The organism is Lelliottia wanjuensis, from assembly GCF_030238365.1.
Classification (GTDB): Bacteria; Pseudomonadota; Gammaproteobacteria; order Enterobacterales; family Enterobacteriaceae; genus Enterobacter; species Enterobacter wanjuensis.
In genome coordinates this window covers 424,031-441,963 of sequence record NZ_JASSOT010000001.1, presented here as the reverse complement: position 1 = coordinate 441,963, position 17,933 = coordinate 424,031, and the positions used below count along the sequence as shown (strand labels likewise).

At 57.0% G+C, this 17,933-nt stretch carries 17 protein-coding genes; 11 read left to right on the top strand and 6 right to left on the bottom strand.

The window, feature by feature from the left end:
• The first annotated feature begins 104 nt into the window (after positions 1 to 104).
• The gene (locus tag QQF33_RS02055) at positions 105 to 815 is read left to right on the top strand and encodes a YnfC family lipoprotein (protein WP_285150285.1); all 711 of its coding nucleotides are present in this window, start codon (positions 105 to 107) and stop codon (positions 813 to 815) included.
• Positions 816 to 938: 123 nt separating this feature from the next.
• On the opposite strand, the gene speG is transcribed toward QQF33_RS02055, so the two are convergent.
• Together speG and QQF33_RS02045 are read right to left on the bottom strand one after the other, a co-directional pair.
• On the bottom strand, positions 939 to 1,499 hold the full coding sequence (gene speG / locus QQF33_RS02050; RefSeq protein ID WP_285144579.1) for a spermidine N1-acetyltransferase: 561 nt from the start codon (positions 1,497 to 1,499) through the stop codon (positions 939 to 941).
• A gap of 24 nt (positions 1,500 to 1,523) precedes the next feature.
• Positions 1,524 to 1,862: a DUF1283 family protein gene (locus QQF33_RS02045; protein ID WP_282493177.1), complete on the bottom strand. Its 339-nt coding sequence runs from the start codon at positions 1,860 to 1,862 to the stop codon at positions 1,524 to 1,526.
• A 139-nt stretch (positions 1,863 to 2,001) separates the two neighbouring features.
• On the opposite strand from QQF33_RS02045, the gene QQF33_RS02040 reads away from it, so the two are divergent.
• The 6 genes from QQF33_RS02040 (at position 2,002) to QQF33_RS02015 (ending at position 9,045) form a co-directional block, all read left to right on the top strand.
• Positions 2,002 to 2,328, top strand: coding sequence for a YnfA family protein (locus QQF33_RS02040; protein ID WP_285144578.1), 327 nt, complete (start codon positions 2,002 to 2,004; stop codon positions 2,326 to 2,328).
• A 110-nt stretch (positions 2,329 to 2,438) separates the two neighbouring features.
• Positions 2,439 to 3,653: a D-mannonate dehydratase ManD gene (gene manD, locus QQF33_RS02035; protein WP_285150286.1), complete on the top strand. Its 1,215-nt coding sequence runs from the start codon at positions 2,439 to 2,441 to the stop codon at positions 3,651 to 3,653.
• Between the two features lie 19 nt (positions 3,654 to 3,672).
• Complete coding sequence (locus QQF33_RS02030; RefSeq protein WP_285150287.1) at positions 3,673 to 4,956, top strand: MFS transporter; 1,284 nt, start codon at positions 3,673 to 3,675, stop codon at positions 4,954 to 4,956.
• A gap of 39 nt (positions 4,957 to 4,995) precedes the next feature.
• Complete coding sequence (locus tag QQF33_RS02025; protein ID WP_285157293.1) at positions 4,996 to 6,015, top strand: Zn-dependent oxidoreductase; 1,020 nt, start codon at positions 4,996 to 4,998, stop codon at positions 6,013 to 6,015.
• 53 nt (positions 6,016 to 6,068) lie between these two features.
• Positions 6,069 to 7,439 carry an MFS transporter gene (locus QQF33_RS02020; protein ID WP_285150289.1) on the top strand — a complete coding sequence of 457 codons (1,371 nt, stop codon included), beginning with the start codon at positions 6,069 to 6,071 and terminating at the stop codon, positions 7,437 to 7,439.
• A 142-nt stretch (positions 7,440 to 7,581) separates the two neighbouring features.
• Positions 7,582 to 9,045 carry a mannitol dehydrogenase family protein gene (locus QQF33_RS02015; RefSeq protein WP_285157292.1) on the top strand — a complete coding sequence of 488 codons (1,464 nt, stop codon included), beginning with the start codon at positions 7,582 to 7,584 and terminating at the stop codon, positions 9,043 to 9,045.
• Positions 9,046 to 9,088: 43 nt separating this feature from the next.
• On the opposite strand, the gene ydfZ is transcribed toward QQF33_RS02015, so the two are convergent.
• Positions 9,089 to 9,292, bottom strand: a complete 204-nt coding sequence (ydfZ, locus tag QQF33_RS02010) for a putative selenium delivery protein YdfZ (RefSeq protein WP_282493170.1) — start codon at positions 9,290 to 9,292, stop codon at positions 9,089 to 9,091.
• Between the two features lie 284 nt (positions 9,293 to 9,576).
• On the opposite strand from ydfZ, the gene QQF33_RS02005 reads away from it, so the two are divergent.
• Entirely contained in the window at positions 9,577 to 10,008 is a 432-nt protein-coding gene (locus tag QQF33_RS02005) for a universal stress protein (RefSeq protein WP_285150291.1), read from the top strand.
• A 43-nt stretch (positions 10,009 to 10,051) separates the two neighbouring features.
• Here QQF33_RS02005 and QQF33_RS02000 read toward each other — a convergent pair whose 3' ends face one another.
• A complete protein-coding gene (locus QQF33_RS02000) occupies positions 10,052 to 10,738 on the bottom strand; it encodes a GntR family transcriptional regulator (protein WP_285144572.1) in 687 nt (228 codons plus the stop codon).
• Between the two features lie 91 nt (positions 10,739 to 10,829).
• Positions 10,830 to 11,576, bottom strand: a complete 747-nt coding sequence (gene ydfG / locus QQF33_RS01995; RefSeq protein WP_282493167.1) for a bifunctional NADP-dependent 3-hydroxy acid dehydrogenase/3-hydroxypropionate dehydrogenase YdfG — start codon at positions 11,574 to 11,576, stop codon at positions 10,830 to 10,832.
• A 155-nt stretch (positions 11,577 to 11,731) separates the two neighbouring features.
• Here ydfG and dcp point away from each other — a divergent pair, with 155 nt between their 5' ends.
• Positions 11,732 to 13,762, top strand: a complete 2,031-nt coding sequence (dcp, locus tag QQF33_RS01990; protein ID WP_285150292.1) for a peptidyl-dipeptidase Dcp — start codon at positions 11,732 to 11,734, stop codon at positions 13,760 to 13,762.
• A gap of 144 nt (positions 13,763 to 13,906) precedes the next feature.
• Here the strand turns inward: dcp and QQF33_RS01985 are convergent, their stop codons facing one another.
• Positions 13,907 to 14,896, bottom strand: coding sequence for a 2-hydroxyacid dehydrogenase (locus QQF33_RS01985; protein WP_285150418.1), 990 nt, complete (start codon positions 14,894 to 14,896; stop codon positions 13,907 to 13,909).
• 209 nt (positions 14,897 to 15,105) lie between these two features.
• Between QQF33_RS01985 and QQF33_RS01980 the strand changes: the two genes are divergently transcribed.
• A complete protein-coding gene (locus tag QQF33_RS01980; RefSeq protein WP_285157291.1) occupies positions 15,106 to 17,745 on the top strand; it encodes a YdbH family protein in 2,640 nt (879 codons plus the stop codon).
• Positions 17,742 to 17,933 (top strand): YnbE family lipoprotein, encoded by a 192-nt coding sequence (locus QQF33_RS01975; RefSeq protein ID WP_282493163.1) that lies wholly within the window; start codon positions 17,742 to 17,744, stop codon positions 17,931 to 17,933. Before QQF33_RS01980 ends, QQF33_RS01975 begins: the two co-directional genes overlap by 4 nt.

Sequence of the window (17,933 nt, the reverse complement as noted above, 5' to 3'; positions counted from 1 at the left end):
CTGGTCACACGTAAAGTCATAAATTGCCGGTGCGGTTTCGCTATAATGTTGACATCTAAATTGGCTAAAATGATTGGGATTAACTTCCACGCATCGGTGAGAATGTGAAGAAACTAGCAGTAATGATTGGGCTGACAAGTGTGCTGGCAGGATGCGATAACAGCTCCGCGCCGCTGTCGTTTACGCCGGAAATGGCGAGCTTTTCGAACGAATTTGATTTTGATCCCCTGCGCGGGCCGGTAAAAGACTTCACCCAGACGCTGTTCAATGAGAAAGGGGAAGTGAGCAAACGCGTCACGGGATCGCTCTCGCAGGAGGGGTGTTTCGATACCCTCGAACTGCACGATCTTGACGCCAACACCGGCGTGGCGCTGGTGCTGGACGCCAATTTTTATCTTGATGGCGAAACCCAGCAGCAGAAAATTAAGCTACAGGGGAAATGCCAGCTGGCTGAACTCCCGGCCGCAGGCGTGACCTGGGATACGGACGATAATGGTTTTATCGTGACCGCTCACGGCAAGGCGATGGAAGTGAAGTATCGCTACGACGCGGACGGTTATCCGCTGGGTAAAACCACGGTGTCAGGCGATCAGCATCTGTCGGTATCGGCCACGCCGTCGAAAGACAAGCGTAAGAAGCTCGATTATTCCGCCATCAGCCTGCTCAACGACAAACCGTTGGGCACGGTGAAGCAGAGCTGTGATTACGATCGTCACGACAACCCGGTGAGCTGTGAGTTGCAGATGACGGACGACAGCGTCAAACCGGCGATCGAGCACAAGTACACGATTAAAAACAGTATTGAATATTATTGATTGTCGGCGAATGCGCGGTTTGTAAAACCGCCCGGCGGCACTTCGTTTGCCGGGCCTACAACGCCATATAGTGTGGATTTTGTAGGCCGGGTAAGGCAAAGCCGCCACCCGGCAACAAACGTATCACTGTGCCGTAGGCTTCAGGAGGTGAGAACCTGCCGCTTTGTGTTCTGCCAGATATTTGTCCTGGAAAATACACATACGAATAGTGTTGCGGTACTCGCCGTTAATAAAGAACTCATGAATCAGTTCGCCTTCCACCATAAACCCAAGCTTACGGTAAATATGGATGGCTTTTTCGTTCTCTTTATCCACGATCAAATACAGCTTATACAGGTTGAGGACCGTAAATCCGTAGTCCATCGCCAGTTTGGCTGCGCGCGTCGCAAGGCCTTTGCCCTGGTATTCCGGCGAAATAATAATCTGAAACTCCGCCCGGCGGTGGACGTGGTTGATCTCAACCAGTTCGACCAGACCGGCTTTTTCCCCGTCACACTCGACAACGAAACGGCGCTCGCTCTGGTCGTGAATATGCTTATCGTACAGATCTGACAGCTCGACAAACGCCTCGTAAGGCTCTTCAAACCAGTAGCGCATCACGCTGGCGTTATTGTCGAGCTGGTGAACAAAGCGCAAATCCTCGCGCTCCAGCGGTCTGAGTTTTACCGTTAACGGGCTGGCCATAATCATCCTTTCTGGCTGTGGAAATTAAGGTGCTACCGTGCGGCCGGTGCGACGATCCAGGCAACGCAGGGTGTTTGGCTCCCAGTAGGCGTTCACGTTCGCGCTTTGCTGACAGTTATCGCGCGCATCAAAGGCGACGTCGTCTTTGTCCCACTCTTTTTCGGCGCGTTTGTTCACTTTCTGACGCAGGCTGCGGGTGTCATTCCATTGTTCTTTGTCCATGGCAGCATTCTGACGACTTTGCGCGCTGTCACCGGATTCAATGATCAGTTTGCTGGTATCGGCAGACGCTGGCGCGCTGAAGGCAAACGCCGTCAGGGTGAGCATCGCCGCCAGGCTGAGGCGTTGGCTTAATGTACTCATTGCATGTTCCTTGTAGTGGGTGTACCCGTTGCCAATTCTACACCAATCCGAAAAGGTGGCATACCCACGCGGCAGGGATGGAAAAGGTCGCGCCATTATCGCGTATCATGGTTAAACCTATTCTCACTCACTCGGCAAAATGATTAAAACAACCTTACTTTTCTTTGCGACTGCGCTGTGCGAAATCATCGGCTGCTTCCTGCCGTGGCTGTGGCTGAAACGCGGGGCGTCCGTGCTGTTGCTGCTCCCTGCGGGGATTGCACTGGCGCTGTTTGTCTGGCTACTGACCTTACATCCGGCGGCCAGCGGGCGGGTCTATGCGGCTTACGGCGGCGTATATGTCTGCACGGCGCTTATCTGGCTGCGGGTCGTTGATGGCGTGAAGCTCAGCGCCTATGACTGGGCGGGGGCGCTGATTGCGTTGTGCGGGATGTTGATCATCGTGGCGGGCTGGGGACGCGCATAAGCGTCTTTATTTGTGATCCATGGATGATTTTTTGATCGCTATACTTGTATGGTAGTCGCGTAATTGCGTAAGTTTCTTGCATCACAACGAGCGATGTAAGGAACTGGATCATGAAAATTGTCGGGGCCGAAGTCTTTGTCACCTGCCCGGGGCGTAATTTTGTCACTCTGAAAATCACCACCGACGACGGGATCGTCGGCCTGGGTGATGCCACCTTAAACGGACGCGAGCTCTCCGTTGCCTCCTACCTCAAAGATCACGTTTGCCCGCAGCTGATTGGCCGCGATGCGCACCGCATCGAAGATATCTGGCAGTTCTTCTATAAAGGCGCCTACTGGCGGCGCGGGCCGGTCACCATGTCGGCGATTTCTGCCGTCGATGTGGCCCTGTGGGATATCAAAGCCAAAGCCGCCGGTATGCCGCTTTATCAGTTATTGGGCGGCGCATCGCGCGAAGGTGTCATGGTTTATTGCCACACCACTGGGCATACCATTGACGATGTGCTGGAAGATTATGCCCGTCACAAAGAGCTGGGGTTCAAAGCCATCCGCGTGCAGTGCGGCGTGCCGGGGATGAAAACCACCTACGGGATGGCGAAAGGAAAAGGGCTGGCCTACGAACCGGCGACCAAAGGCCACTGGCCGGAAGAGCAACTCTGGTCCACGGAAAAATACCTCGATTTCACCCCCAAACTGTTCGACGCCGTGCGCAACCAGTTTGGCTTCAACGAACATCTGCTCCACGACATGCACCACCGCCTGACCCCGATCGAAGCCGCGCGCTTTGGCAAGAGCATCGAAGAGTTCCGCATGTTCTGGATGGAAGATCCGACGCCTGCCGAAAACCAGGAGTGCTTCCGCCTGATCCGCCAGCACACGGTCACGCCGATTGCTGTCGGGGAGGTGTTCAACAGCATCTGGGACTGCAAACAGCTGATTGAAGAGCAGCTGATCGATTACATCCGCACCACCATCACCCACGCGGGCGGGATCACCGGGATGCGCCGGATCGCCGATTTCGCCTCCCTGTATCAGGTCCGCACCGGTTCGCACGGCCCGTCGGATCTGTCACCGATTTGCCACGCCGCCGCGCTGCATTTCGACCTGTGGGTGCCGAACTTCGGCGTTCAGGAGTTCATGGGCTACTCCGAGCAAATGCTGGAAGTGTTCCCGCACAGCTGGACCTTCGATAAAGGCTATATGCATCCGGGCGACAAACCGGGGATCGGCATCGAGTTCGACGAAAAACTGGCTGCGAAATACCCGTATGACCCGGCGTATCTCCCGGTCGCGCGCCTGGAAGATGGCACCCTGTGGAACTGGTAAATTGAGATCGGGAGTCCGTATGACAACTGAAACCATCAATACTGAAAGCTTAACCAAGCCTGCCCGAATCAAAAAAATACAGACCATCACGCTGGTGCTGTTATTTCTGGCCGGGATTGTCAATTTTCTCGACCGTTCCTCGCTGAGCGTGGCCGGGGAAGCGATTCGCGGCGAGATGGGGCTATCCGCCACGGAATTTGGCTTTTTGCTTTCCGCATTTTCACTCTCGTACGGACTGGCGCAGCTGCCGTCAGGGATCTTGCTCGACCGCTACGGCCCGCGGCTGGTGCTGGGCGCCGGGGTGATCTTCTGGTCACTGATGCAGGCCCTGACGGGCATGGTGAACTCCTTTAGCCATTTCATCTTATTGCGCATCGGCTTAGGCATCGGCGAAGCGCCCTTTATGCCTGCCGGAGTGAAATCGATCACCGACTGGTATGTGCAGAAAGAGCGGGGGACGGCGCTGGGGATTTTTAACTCTTCCACGGTGTTAGGCCAGGCGATTGCCCCGCCAATCCTGGTGACGATGCAAATCCTCTGGGGCTGGCGGGCGATGTTCGTGATCATCGGTCTGCTGGGGGTGGCGGTCGGGATTTGCTGGTACGCCTGGTATCGCAACCGCGCGCAGTTCGCGTTCCAGCCCGACGAACGTGAATACCTTTCCGCGCCGGTCAAACCGCGTCCGACGTTACAGTTCAGCGAGTGGATTGCGTTGTTCAAACGCCGCACCACCTGGGGGATGATCTTAGGTTTCTCCGGCGTGAACTACACCGGCTGGCTGTATATCGCCTGGCTGCCCGGCTATCTGCAGGCACAGCAGGGCTTTAGCCTGGCGAAGACCGGCTGGGTCTCGGCGATCCCGTTCCTCGCGGCCGCCGTCGGGATGTGGGTCAACGGGCTGGTGGTCGATGCCCTCGCCAAAAAAGGCTACGACCTCGCCAGAACGCGCAAAACGGCGATTGTGGTGGGCTTGATCCTGTCGGCGTTAGGCACGCTGCTGGTGGTGCAATCCTCGTCTCCAGCGGAAGCCGTCACCTTTATTTCGTTAGCGCTGTTCTGCGTCCATTTTGCCGGTACCTCGGCGTGGGGGCTGGTGCAGGTGATGGTCTCGGAAAGCAAAGTCGCCTCCGTGGCCGCCATTCAAAACTTCGGCAGTTTTGTCTTCGCCTCCTTCGCGCCCATCGTCACCGGCTGGATCGTCGACAAAACGCACTCCTTTAATCTCGCCCTGGTGGTCGCGGCCTGCGTCACCTTTGTCGGGGCGATGTGTTACCTGTTTATTGTGAAACACCGGATTGATTAAGTTCTCTATAACAATGAGTGAGATCCGCCAGGAGCAACCATGAAAAGTATTGTGATTCAAAAACCGAACGCGCTGCTGATTGAAGAACGCCCGCTGCCTGCACCCGCCGCAGGGGAAGTGCGGGTCAAAATCAGCCTCGCCGGGATCTGCGGTTCCGACAGCCATATCTATCGCGGCCATAACCCGTTCGCCAAATATCCGCGCGTCATCGGGCATGAGTTCTTCGGCGTGATTGACGCCCCCGGTGAAGGCGTGGAGGCCGGGCGTCTGGGGCAGCGCGTCTCCGTCGATCCGGTGATCAGCTGCGGACACTGCTGGCCGTGCTCGGTCGGCAAACCCAACGTCTGCACCTCGCTGATGGTGCTGGGCGTGCATCGTGACGGCGGGTTCAGCGAATACGCCGTCGTTCCGGCAAAAAATGCGTGGACGATCCCGGATGCGATTCCCGACCGCCACGCGGTGATGGTGGAGCCCTTCACCATTGCGGCTAACGTCACCGGACACGCGCAGCCGACGGACCAGGATATCGCGCTGATCTACGGTGCCGGTCCGATGGGCCTCGTCACCGTTCAGGCGCTGAAAGGTGTCAACAAGGTGAAGCAGGTGATCGTGGTCGACCGGATTGACGAGCGGCTGGAGATGGCGAAACGCAGCGGCGCGGACTGGACGTTCAACAACGCAGAGCAGTCGCTGCAGGCGGCGCTGGAGGAGAAGGGGATTAAACCGACTTTGATCGTTGATGCCGCCTGTCATCCGACGATCCTCCAGGAGGCGATTACCCTCGCGTCGCCGGGCGGGCGCATCGTGCTGATGGGCTTCTCCAGCGAACCGAGTCAGGTCGCGCAGCAGGGGATCACCGGCAAAGAGCTGTCGATATTCTCCTCGCGCCTCAACGCCAACAAATTCCCGGTGGTCATCGACTGGCTGGAAAAGGGGCTGATCGACCCGGATAAACTGATCACTCATTCTTTTGACTATCACCACGTCACCGACGCCATCGAACTGTTTGAGAAAGACCAGCGGCAGTGCTGCAAGGTCTTGCTCACGTTCGGCCAATAACAACAAACGCGGCTAAGTGGTACGCATCTTACCTACATTCAGAGATAGCCATTATGACTCAGACACAACCTCAAAGAACGACGTCGGATCTGGTGAAAGCCGCGGTGTCCGGCTGGCTCGGCACCGCGCTGGAATTCATGGATTTCCAGCTCTATTCGCTGGGTGCGGCGCTGGTCTTTCACGAGATCTTCTTCCCGGAGCAGTCCGCCGCGATGGCGTTGATTCTGGCGATGGGGACTTACGGCGCGGGCTATATTGCGCGCATCGTCGGGGCCTTTATCTTCGGCAAAATGGGCGACCGCATCGGGCGTAAAAAGGTGCTGTTTATCACCATCACCATGATGGGGATCTGCACCACGCTGATTGGCGTCCTGCCGACCTACGCACAGATCGGGATTTTTGCCCCGGTGCTGCTGGTGACGCTGCGTATTATCCAGGGGCTGGGCGCGGGAGCCGAGATTTCCGGCGCGGGAACCATGCTGGCGGAGTACGCGCCGAAGGGCAAACGCGGCATTATTTCGTCCCTGGTGGCGATGGGCACCAACTGCGGCACCCTGAGCGCCACGGCGATCTGGGCGGTGATGTTCTTTGCTCTTGACCGCGAAGAGCTGGTGGCCTGGGGCTGGCGCGTGCCGTTCCTCGCAAGCGTGGTGGTGATGATCTTCGCCATCTGGCTGCGAATGAACCTCAAAGAGAGTCCGGTGTTTGAGAAGGTGAACGACGAAAGCAGCCCGGTGGTGACGGCGGAAGAAACCTCCCTTGGCGCGATGTTCAAAAGCAAATCCTTCTGGCTGGCGACGGGGCTGCGTTTTGGTCAGGCGGGAAACTCGGGTCTGATCCAGACCTTCCTGGCGGGCTATCTGGTGCAGACGCTGCTGTTTAATAAAAGCATCCCGACCGACGCGCTGATGATCAGCTCCATTCTCGGGTTTATCTCCATCCCGCTGCTGGGCTGGCTGTCGGATAAAGTCGGGCGCCGTTTGCCGTACATTCTGCTCAACATCTCCGCCATTATCCTGGCGTACCCGATGCTGTCGATTATCGTCGATAAAAGCTACAGTCCGGGGGTGATCATGCTGTCGATCATCGTTATCCATAACTTTGCGGTGCTGGGGCTGTTCGCGCTGGAAAACATCACCATGGCGGAGATGTTTGGCTCGCGCAATCGCTTTACCCGTATGGCGATTTCGAAAGAGGCCGGCGGTCTGGTGGCGGTCGGTTTCGGCCCGGTGCTGGCGGGGATTTTCTGTAACATGACCGGATCCTGGTGGCCGATTGTGGCGATGATGGTGGTCTATTCCGTCATTGGTCTGGTGTCAGCCGTGCTGATGCCGGAAGTGCGCGACCGCGATCTGAGCCTCGCAGAAGACGCCGCCGAAAAAGCGGTTTCCGAGGTGCCTCTGGGCCACAGGGTGAATCTGTAAGTGTGAGGAGGGCGGGAAGGTCGATCCCGCCTTTTCTTCTCTTCTTGTATGGTAGTTGATGGAAATCAAAGATGTCATACCAATTGCGTGAGATGGTCTACCTCCTCAGATTCGACGACTCCTCACTAAAATGAGCCTCCTCATGAATAATAAATTGTTGAATGCCAAAGCGTCACTTCCTGCCTACGACCGTAACAACCTGGTGCCTCGCATCGTGCACCTTGGTTTTGGCGCATTCCACCGTGCCCATCAGGCGGTTTATACCGATATCCTCGCGGCTGAACACGGCAGCGACTGGGGCTACACCGAAGTGAACCTGATTGGCGGCGAGCAGCAGATTGCCGATCTTAAGGCCCAGGATAACCTCTATACCGTGGCAGAAATGTCTGCCGACGCCTGGACCGCACGCGTGGTCGGCGTCGTGAAAAAGGCGCTTCACGCGCAGGTGGATGGTCTGGAAAGCGTGCTGGCCGCTATGTGCGAGCCGCAGGTGGCGATTGTCTCGCTCACCATTACCGAAAAAGGCTACTGCCACGCCCCGGCGACCGGCCAGCTGATGCTCGATCACCCGCTGATCGCCGCCGATCTGCAAAACCCGCATCAGCCAAAATCTGCGCCCGGCGTCGTGGTTGAAGCCCTGGCACGCCGCAAAGCGGCAGGTTTACCGGCGTTCAGCGTGATGTCCTGCGACAACATGCCGGAGAACGGCCATGTGATGTGTAACGTCACCTGCGCCTATGCCCGCGCCGTCAACGCTGAACTGGCAGACTGGATCGAAGCGAACGTAACGTTCCCGTCGACGATGGTGGATCGTATTGTTCCTGCTGTTACCGCCGAAACGCTGGATAAAATCGAACACATTACCGGCGTGCGCGACCCGGCTGGCGTAGCCTGCGAACCCTTCCGCCAGTGGGTGGTGGAAGACAACTTTGTCGCCGGGCGTCCTGAGTGGGAAAAAGCGGGTGCTGAGCTGGTGGCAGACGTGATCCCGTTCGAAGAGATGAAACTGCGCATGCTCAACGGCAGCCACTCTTTCCTCGCCTATCTCGGCTACCTGGCGGGCTATCAGCACATCAACGACTGTATGGAAGACGAGAATTATCGTCATGCCGCGCATGCGTTAATGCTGAACGAACAGGCGCCAACCCTGAAAGTGAAGGGTGTTGATCTGGCCCGTTACGCTGATTTGCTTATCGAGCGCTACAGCAATCCGGCGCTGCGTCATCGCACCTGGCAAATCGCGATGGACGGCAGCCAGAAGTTACCGCAACGTATGCTCGATTCTGTGCGCTGGCATCTGGCGCATCAGCACAGTTTCCCGCTGCTGGCGCTGGGCGTAGCAGGCTGGATGCGTTATGTCGGCGGTGTGGATGAAAGCGGAAACGCGATTGAAGTTTGCGATCCGCTGCTGACCACCATTCAGGCGGCGGTTAACGGTAGCGCAGAGGGCGAAAGCCGCGTGAAAGCGCTGTTAGGTATCGAGGCGATTTTCGGCAATGAACTGCCGCTGGAAGCCCGCTTTGTGGATGCGGTCATGAGCGCGTACAAGATGTTGCTGGAGCAGGGCGCGAAGGCGACCGTGGCGCAGGTACTTTCTCAGAAGTAATCTCTTATCATGCCGCCGCGTGCGGCGGCATGTCATTGCACACTCAGTGCATGCCAAGACGAATCAGTTCAATCGGTTCGAACTTGCCTTCACAACCTTCCACTTCAACCGTTTTGCTGCGGCGAACCTGCGCGGCATCCAGACCTTCGGCATGGATAGCGCGGATAATTCCGGTGTGGCCGGTGCCGTTAATCATCACTCGGCTGCCGGTGGTAATAGCGTTGCGGTTGCGATCGTAAGTCATCATGGTTATTTCTCCTCTTCTCTACACATCACGGCTCTCTTTTTGCAGCCGCTGACGGGAGAATATAAATACGCCTCTTGCGACAACATTTTTTTGTTTTTGATCAAGCTCACACTTTTTTGTCTGCATTTTATCCGCGCTGACCCGCGCCGACGCAAATTGACAAAACGGACAATTGTTTTCGTTTATTGATAGTTCCGCCAGTGAACGGTTTAGCCTTTGTTTCAAATAGCCATGTCACTCTTAAGTCAGATAAGTAATTATTTTATTTGGATAAGGAAGGGCTTATGTACAAGAAAATATTAATGCCTGTTGATGTATTTGAAATGAACCTCAGCGATAAAGCAGTGCGCCACGCCGAGTTCCTCGCGAAGGCGGATAACGCCACCATCACCTTGCTGAATATCCTGCCGCTCAGCAGCCGTTCGTTGCTGCGCGGCTTCAACTCTGACATCAAAAAGTTTGAGGCCTATATGATCGCTGAGTCAGAGAAAAAGATGAATGAATTAAAACGGTTATTTGATATCGCGCCGGAGAATATTCGCACCGAAGTGCGCTTCGGTAATGTCCGCGATGAGATTATCAGTATCAGTAATAAAGAGGATTATGAGGTGATTGTGATCGGCTCAAAGACGCCGGGAATATCCAGCCACTTACTCGGCTCTAATGCGGAATCTGTTATCCGCTACGCCAAAATACCGGTCTTAGTCGTGCGTTAATTCTTACGCCGCATCCCGGAATACAGTCGGGGTGCGGTCATGATTAATCTTCCGAAAACCAGTCACTATTTTCCTGGCGAATAAGCTGCACCGACTCACCAATTTCCTGCAAATGCACGGTCATCGCTTTAACGACTGCGTCACCGTCGCGCTTTTCCAGCGCGGCGAATATATCGTGGTGTTGACGCAGCAGCATTTCCGGCGGCGAGACGTGATCGAGGCTCATATAGCGAACGCGGTCCATCGTCGCTTTAATATTTTCAATGGTGTCCCACGCCAGCTGACAGTCGGCAATTTGCGCCAGCTTCTGATGGAATTCGTCGTCGAGCTGGAAAAAGTCATTCAGCTGCTTACGTTCAATCGCAATCCGCTGCTGGTGGAGATTCTGTTCCAGCAGGTAGCACTGATGATCGTCAACCAGCGATGCCGCCCGGCGCACCACCGCGCACTCGATCGCCTGACGGACGAAACAGCCGTTGCGCACCTGCGAGAGGGAAATTTTATTCACGTAGCTGCCGCGCTGGGGGCGGATCTGAATCAGACCGTTTTCGGCCAGTTTGATAAAGGCTTCACGAACCGGCTGACGCGATACGTCGAAGCGAACCGAAACCTCTTTTTCAGAGAGCGGGGTGCCCGGCGGGATCAGGCAATGAACGATATCACGCCGTAAAATGCGATAAATTTGCTGATTAACAGGCTGGGTAGGGTTCAGTTGCGATTCGGCGGCCATGGGATGTGGTTTCTCAAAGAGTTAACGCTCTAATACTACCATTCTTTTGCAGGGCATCCCATACCCGACCCGCAGGCCGGGCAGGGAAGGATCAGCCGCGATGCACGCTTAAACCGGCAAAGCTCTGGCTGACAGGCATCATTTCCACGGTGTTGATGTTGACGCGTTTTGGCAGCGTCGCGACCCACCAGACGGTTTCGGCCACATCTTCCGGCGTCAGGGCCTCGGTGTTTTCATAGGTTTTGCCTGCTTTCGCATCGTCACCTTTGAAACGCACGTTGGAGAACTCGGTCCCGCCCACCAGACCCGGCTCGATATCCGTCACGCGGATCGCCGTGCCGTGCAGGTCGGTGCGCAGATTCAGGCTGAACTGACGCACAAAGGCTTTGGTCGCCCCGTACACGTTCCCGCCCGCATAAGGCCAGCTTCCTGCGGTCGAACCGATGTTGATCACATGCCCACGATTACGTTCAACCATGCCCGGCAGCACCGCGCGGGTCATGTACACCAGACCTTTGTTGTTGGTGTCGATCATGTTTTCCCAGTCTTCCACGCTGGCTTTGTGCGCAGGCTCCAGACCCAGCGCCAGCCCGGCGTTGTTCACCAGAATATCAATGGCGCGCCACTCTGCGGGCAGGTTGGCGAGCATCTCTTCAATGGCCGCACGATTACGCACGTCAAGCTGTGCGGTCAAAATGCTGTCGCCGAGCTCATCTTTCAGCTCCTGCAAACGCTCCTGACGACGGCCCGTTGCAATCACTTTGTGTCCGTTGGCGACGAAGCGACGCGTGATGCTTTCACCAAAACCCGCCGTTGCCCCGGTAACTAATACGATCATCTCACTGTTCCTCAACGCTTTTTGTGTTGTGTAACCATAGCATGCTGGTGGGGAGTGCGTTAAGACGACTTTTGTTACCTGACGTATGCGAAGCATTGCAGCCCGCCGCGGCCTGTCCTACTCTGGGTGGATTATTGTGTGCCCAGGAGTCAACGATGTCGTTTTCCAATCCGTTTTTTGAAGTGAGCGTATTGCCTTATCAGGCGCCTCGATTCGATCTCATCGAAGAGAGCCACTACCGCCCGGCGTTTGACGAGGCGATGCGCCAGAAGCGCGCAGAAATTGATGCCATTATTGCCAACGCCGCCTCACCCGATTTCGCCAATACCATTCTGGCGCTGGAAAAAAGCGGCGCGATGCTTTCCCGCGTCAGCAGCGTGTTTTTCGCCATGACCTCGGCGCATACCAACGACTATTTACAGGAGCTCGACGAAGCGTTCTCCACCGAGCTGGCGGGGCTGTCCAACGATATCTGGCTCAATAACACGCTGTTTGCCCGCGTGGAGTCGGTATGGGAAGGGCGCGATTCTCTGGATGCAGAGTCGCGCAGGCTGGTGGAAGAGCTCCACCAGCGCTTTATTCTGGCGGGCGCACAGCTCACCGATGAACAAAAAGCGGAGCTCAAAGCGCTAAACACCGAAGCGGCGTCGCTCACCAGCCAGTTCAACCAGCGGCTGCTGGCCGCCGACAAAGCGGGCGGTCTGGTGGTGGATCATGTTCATCAGCTTGACGGCCTAAGCGAGGATGAAATTGCGACTGCCGCGCGTGCCGCCGCTGAAAAAGGGCTGGCCGATCGCTGGTTGATTCCGTTGCTCAATACCACGCAACAACCGGCGCTGGCGGCGCTTAACGATCGTCAGACGCGGGAAAATTTGTTCAAAGCAGGCTGGATTCGCACCCAAAAGGGCGACGAAAACGACACTCGCGAAATCGTGATCAGGCTGGCACAACTGCGCGCCCGCCGCGCAGAGCTGCTGGGGTTCGACAGCTACGCCAGCTGGAGCACCGCCGATCAAATGGCGAAAACGCCTGATGCGGCGCTGAAATTTATGCGCGGAATTGTTCCGGCCGCAAGGGCGCGTGCCGAGCGCGAACAGGCGGATATCCAGAAAGTCATTGAGGGAGGCTTCAGCGTTCAGGCCTGGGACTGGGCGTACTACGCCGAGCGCGTGCGTCTGGAGAAATACGCTCTCGATGAGTCGCAGATCAAACCCTATTTTGCGCTGGACACCACTCTGCGCGACGGTGTGTTCTGGGCAGCCAGCCAGCTGTTCGGCATTCGCTTTGTCGAGCGTTTCGATATTCCGGTTTACCACCCGGACGTGCGCGTCTGGGAGATCTTCGACCACACCGGGGAAGGCATGGCGCTGTTCTACGGTGATTTCTTCGCGCGGGATTCCAAAGGCGGCGGGGCGTGGATGGGGAATTTCGTCGAGCAATCTCACGAATTCACCGCGCGTCCGGTGATCTACAACGTCTGCAACTACCAGAAACCCGCCGCGGGCCAGGCGGCGCTGCTCTCCTGGGATGATGTGATCACCCTGTTCCACGAGTTCGGCCATACGCTGCACGGTCTGTTTGCCGATCAGCGCTTCGCCACGCTTTCCGGGACCAACACGCCGCGCGATTTTGTGGAATTCCCGTCGCAAATTAACGAGCACTGGGCCAGCCATCCGCAGGTGTTCGCCCACTATGCCCGTCACTATCAGACCGGCGAGCCGATGCCGGATGCCCTGCGCGAGAAAATGCTCAGCGCGACGCAGTTCAACAAAGGTTACGACATGACGGAGCTGCTGAGCGCCGCGCTGCTGGACATGAACTGGCACGGCATTGGGGCGCAGGAAAATGTTGCGGATGTTGATACGTTTGAATCCGCGGCGCTGAAAAAAGAGGGGCTGGACCTGCCTGCCGTACCACCACGCTATCGCAGCAGCTATTTCGCGCACATTTTCGGCGGCGGCTATGCGGCGGGGTACTACGCCTATCTGTGGACGCAGATGCTGGCCGACGACGGCTATCAGTGGTTTGTCGAGCAGGGCGGGTTAACGCGTGAAAACGGGCAGAGATTCCGTGAGGCGATTTTGTCGCGCGGAAACAGCAGCGATCTGGAAGCCTTGTACCGCGATTGGCGAGGGCACGATCCGTTGATCGAGCCGATGTTGAAGAATCGTGGGTTGAGCGAGTAGCATTCTGCGGTCTGGTGCCCTCACCCCGACCCTCTCCCACGGGGAGAGGGAGAAAACCGGTCCGTACTTGAGGGAGAACTCCGAGCGGTTCCCTCTCCCTTGAGGGAGAGGGCTAGGGTGAGGGGGAACTGCGCTCGCTAATGCCTAAGCCACTTCGTTCGGACAATCTTCGCCGTTCTCGAGCTGCTTAAGATTCCCGAGCGTCGTTTCCGAAATACTGATCAGCGCCTCAGCGGTCAAAAACGCCTGGTGCCCGGTAAACAGCACGTTGTGGCAGGCGGACAGACGGCGGAACACGTCATCCTGAATCACGTCGTTAGACTTGTCTTCAAAGAACAGATCGCGTTCGTTCTCGTACACGTCCATCCCCAGCGCGCCGATTTTCTGCGTTTTCAGGGCTTCAATCGCCGCCTGCGAATCGATCAGACCGCCACGGCTGGTGTTAATGATCATCACGCCGTCTTTCATCTGCTCAAACGCGCTTTGATTCAGCAGGTGATAGTTTTCTGCGGTCAGCGGGCAGTGCAGGGAGATAACGTCGGATTCGGAAAGCAGGGTCGGCAGATCGACATACTCCACGCCCAGCTCCAGGGCCGCTGCGCTTGGGTACGGATCAAACGCCAGCAGACGCATCCCGAAACCTTTCAGGATCCGCAGCGCCGCAACGCCGATTTTACCGGTGCCGATCACGCCCGCCGTTTTACCGTACATGGTAAAGCCGGTAAGCCCTTCGAGAGAGAAGTTGGCATCACGGGTGCGCTGATAGGCGCGGTGAATACGTCGGTTGAGGGACATCATCATGCCGATGGCATGTTCCGCCACCGCTTCCGGGGAGTAGGCCGGGACGCGCACCACTTTCAGACCCAGCTCTTTCGCCGCGTCCAGATCGACGTTGTTAAAGCCCGCACAGCGCAGCGCGATGTACTTCACGCCGTGCTTTTTCAGCTCTTCCAGCACCGGACGGCTGCCGTCGTCGTTGACGAAAATACACACCGCTTCGCATCCGTTCGCCGTTTTGGCGGTTTTTTCGGTCAACAGAAAGTCAAAAAATTCGAGCTCGAATCCGTAAGCCTCGTTAACATGTTGCAGATACTTTTTATCGTACTGTTTTGTGCTATATACCGCGAGTTTCATAAGACTTTCTCCAGTGATTTTACCATCACGTTAGCATGATTAAAATAATCTTACAATTTATAAAAATTTATTGAATTCAATAAGTTCTATCAATAATTCTAGAGCAACTATCCTTAAAACTGGCGTTGACTTCAACTGACTGGCTAAACATGCCACAATGACGGGCACTGTCGGCTTATTTTTTCGCTAAATCAGGATATTAACTGCCCATGAGGGGTAAATACAAAGCCGCAATTGCGCTATTGCTGTTGATCATTTTGTTGCCGCTGACGCTGCTGATGACGCTCGCCCAGTGGGTGCCGACCCTTGCCGGGATCTGGCTCCCCGTGGGGACGCGCATTGCCTTCGAGAAAAGCCCGCGCCTGACCCGCAACCAGATTGTGATCCCCGATCTTCGCTACCTCGTGGAGGACTGCGAAATCGCCCGCGTGGAAAACGCCACCCTGTCGCACCCCAGCCGCTGGAAGCTGGACGTTGGTGCGCTCGATCTCAATACCGCCTGCCTGAGCAAACTCCCGCAGGCGGAGCAGGCCAACACCGCACCCAAAACCCTCGCCGAATGGCAGTCGATGCTGCCCAATACCTGGCTGACAATCGATCGCTTAACGCTCTCGCCATGGCAGCAGTGGCAGGGCCAACTCAAGGTCTCATTAACGCCCTCCGTCCAGGAAGTCACCTATCAGGGCGAACAGGTGAAAGTGCGCGGGAAACTTCGCGGACAAGACCTGACGGTCAGCGAATTCGAAGTTCATCTTCCGGATTATCCGCAGCCGATCCGCCTGGCAGGGGAATTCACGCTGCCGCTGATCCCGGACGGCGTGCCGGTGAAAGGCCACGCGGAAGCGACCCTGACCGTGCCGCAAATCCCGTCTCCGGTAGATGCCGATCTCGACTGGGAAGAAAACCGTGGCCAGTTGGTCCTGACCGCCCGCGATAACCCCGATCCGCTGCTGGATTTGCCGTGGAAGCTCACCGCCGAACAGCTGACGATCAGCGACGGGCGCTGGCACTGGGATCTCACCGGTCTGCCGTTAAGCGGGCGCGTAGGGCTGAAAGTCGACAACTGGCAGCAGGGGCTGGAAAACGCCACTTTCACCGGTCGTCTGAACGTACTGACTCAGGGCGATGCGGGGAAAGGCAACGCCGTGCTGACCCTCGGGCCGGGCAAGCTGAGCATGGACAACAGCGCCATGCCGCTGCAGGTGACGGGCGAAGCCAAGCAGGGCGATCTGATCCTCTACGCCATTCTTCCTGCGCAGCTGACGGGCAGCCTCGCCGATCCGCTCCTCTCTTTTGAACCCGGCGCGCTGCTGCGCTCGCGCGGTCGGGTGATTGATTCTCTGAATATCGACGAAATCCGCTGGCCGCTGGCCGGCGTCAAACTCTCGCAGAAGGGCGTGGACGGGCGTTTACAAGCCATTCTCAAAGCCCATGAAAACGAAATGGGCGATTTTGTCCTGCATCTCGACGGACAGGCGAACGACTTCCTGCCGGACAGCGGCCTGTGGCAGTGGCGTTACTGGGGCGACGGCCATTTCACGCCGATGAACGCCCGCTGGGACGTGGCTGGCAAAGGCGAATGGCGCGACAGCGCCATCGAACTGACGCAGCTGTCGACCGGGTTCGACAAACTGCAGTACGGCACCATGCTGGTGAACAAGCCGCGCCTGGTGCTGGATCAGCCGGTGCGCTGGCAGCGCGACGCAAACAATCCACACTTTAGCGGAGCGCTTTCGCTGGATGCGGAGCAGACCTCGTTCTCCGGCGGCAGCGTGCTCCCGCCGTCGACCCTGAAATTCAGCGTCGACGGCACGGACCCGACCTTCTTCCAGTTCAAAGGCGATCTGCACGCGGCAGACATCGGCCCGGTTCAGGTGAACGGTCGCTGGGACGGGGAGCGTCTGCGCGGTCAGGCCTGGTGGCCGAAACAGTCCCTGACGGTCTTCCAGCCGCTGGTGCCGCCAGACTGGAAAATGAACCTGCGCGACGGCGAGCTCTACGCCCAGGTGGCGTTTTCTGCCGCCGCCGGTCAGGGGTTTGAAGCGGGCGGTCACGGCGTGCTGAAAAGCGGCAGCGTCTGGATGCCGGATAACCAAATCAACGGCGTCGATTTTGTCCTGCCGTTCCGTTTCAGCGAAGGCACCTGGTCGCTGGGCACTCGCGGCCCGGTCACGCTGCGTATCGCCGAGGTGGTCAATCAGGTGACCGCGCGCAATATCACCGCGGATCTGCAGGGCGATTATCCGTGGAGCGAACAGAACCCGCTGCTGCTGACCAACGTCAGCACCGACGTGCTGGGCGGGAAAATCACCATGCAGCAGTTGCGGATGCCGCAGCACGATCCGGCCCTGCTGCGGGTGCAGAATATCTCCGCCAGCGAGCTGATCAGCGCCGTGAATCCGAAGCAGTTTGCCATGTCCGGCCCGGTGAGCGGTGCGCTGCCGTTCTGGCTGGAGAACGAAAAATGGATCATCAAAGACGGCTGGCTGACTAACCCCGGTCCGATGACCCTGCGTATCGACAAAGATACGGCGGATGCGATCGTCAAAGACAACATGGCGGCAGGCGTAGCGATTAACTGGCTCCGCTATATGGAAATTTCTCGCTCGTGGACGAAAATCAATGTAGATAATTTGGGTGTGTTGACCATGCAGTCGGCCATCAGCGGCATCAGCCGCGTCGACGGAAAAAGCAACACCGTGCACCTCAATTACACCCACGAAGAGAATCTTTTTACCCTGTGGCGCAGCCTGCGCTATGGGGATAATTTACAGGCATGGCTTGAGCAACACGCGGCGTTACCGGATGCCCGCTGTCAGGCAGGCAAGGAATGTGAGGAACAACAATGAAAAATCTGGCAGGCTTGGCCGGCGTGATCATGGTCGCCATGCTCTCGGGCTGTACGCCGCGTATTGAAGTCGCGGCCCCGAAAGAGCCGATCACCATCAATATGAACGTCAAAATCGAGCACGAGATCCACATCAAAGTGGATAAAGACGTCGAAACCCTGCTGAAATCGCGCAGCGATCTGTTCTGA

Excerpts from the sequence above, each read along its gene's own strand:
- QQF33_RS02005 (WP_285150291.1), top strand. The coding sequence starts at position 9,577 with ATGTACAAGAAAATATTAATGCCTGTTGATGTATTTGAAATGAACCTC.
- QQF33_RS02040 (WP_285144578.1), top strand. The coding sequence starts at position 2,002 with ATGATTAAAACAACCTTACTTTTCTTTGCGACTGCGCTGTGCGAAATC.
- manD (WP_285150286.1), top strand. The coding sequence starts at position 2,439 with ATGAAAATTGTCGGGGCCGAAGTCTTTGTCACCTGCCCGGGGCGTAAT.
- ydfZ (WP_282493170.1), bottom strand. The coding sequence starts at position 9,292 with ATGATGACTTACGATCGCAACCGCAACGCTATTACCACCGGCAGCCGA.
- QQF33_RS01975 (WP_282493163.1), top strand. The coding sequence starts at position 17,742 with ATGAAAAATCTGGCAGGCTTGGCCGGCGTGATCATGGTCGCCATGCTC.
- QQF33_RS02030 (WP_285150287.1), top strand. The coding sequence starts at position 3,673 with ATGACAACTGAAACCATCAATACTGAAAGCTTAACCAAGCCTGCCCGA.
- QQF33_RS02045 (WP_282493177.1), bottom strand. The coding sequence starts at position 1,862 with ATGAGTACATTAAGCCAACGCCTCAGCCTGGCGGCGATGCTCACCCTG.
- speG (WP_285144579.1), bottom strand. The coding sequence starts at position 1,499 with ATGGCCAGCCCGTTAACGGTAAAACTCAGACCGCTGGAGCGCGAGGAT.
- QQF33_RS01980 (WP_285157291.1), top strand. The coding sequence starts at position 15,106 with ATGAGGGGTAAATACAAAGCCGCAATTGCGCTATTGCTGTTGATCATT.
- QQF33_RS02000 (WP_285144572.1), bottom strand. The coding sequence starts at position 10,738 with ATGGCCGCCGAATCGCAACTGAACCCTACCCAGCCTGTTAATCAGCAA.
- dcp (WP_285150292.1), top strand. The coding sequence starts at position 11,732 with ATGTCGTTTTCCAATCCGTTTTTTGAAGTGAGCGTATTGCCTTATCAG.
- QQF33_RS01985 (WP_285150418.1), bottom strand. The coding sequence starts at position 14,896 with ATGAAACTCGCGGTATATAGCACAAAACAGTACGATAAAAAGTATCTG.
- QQF33_RS02020 (WP_285150289.1), top strand. The coding sequence starts at position 6,069 with ATGACTCAGACACAACCTCAAAGAACGACGTCGGATCTGGTGAAAGCC.
- ydfG (WP_282493167.1), bottom strand. The coding sequence starts at position 11,576 with ATGATCGTATTAGTTACCGGGGCAACGGCGGGTTTTGGTGAAAGCATC.
- QQF33_RS02015 (WP_285157292.1), top strand. The coding sequence starts at position 7,582 with ATGAATAATAAATTGTTGAATGCCAAAGCGTCACTTCCTGCCTACGAC.
- QQF33_RS02025 (WP_285157293.1), top strand. The coding sequence starts at position 4,996 with ATGAAAAGTATTGTGATTCAAAAACCGAACGCGCTGCTGATTGAAGAA.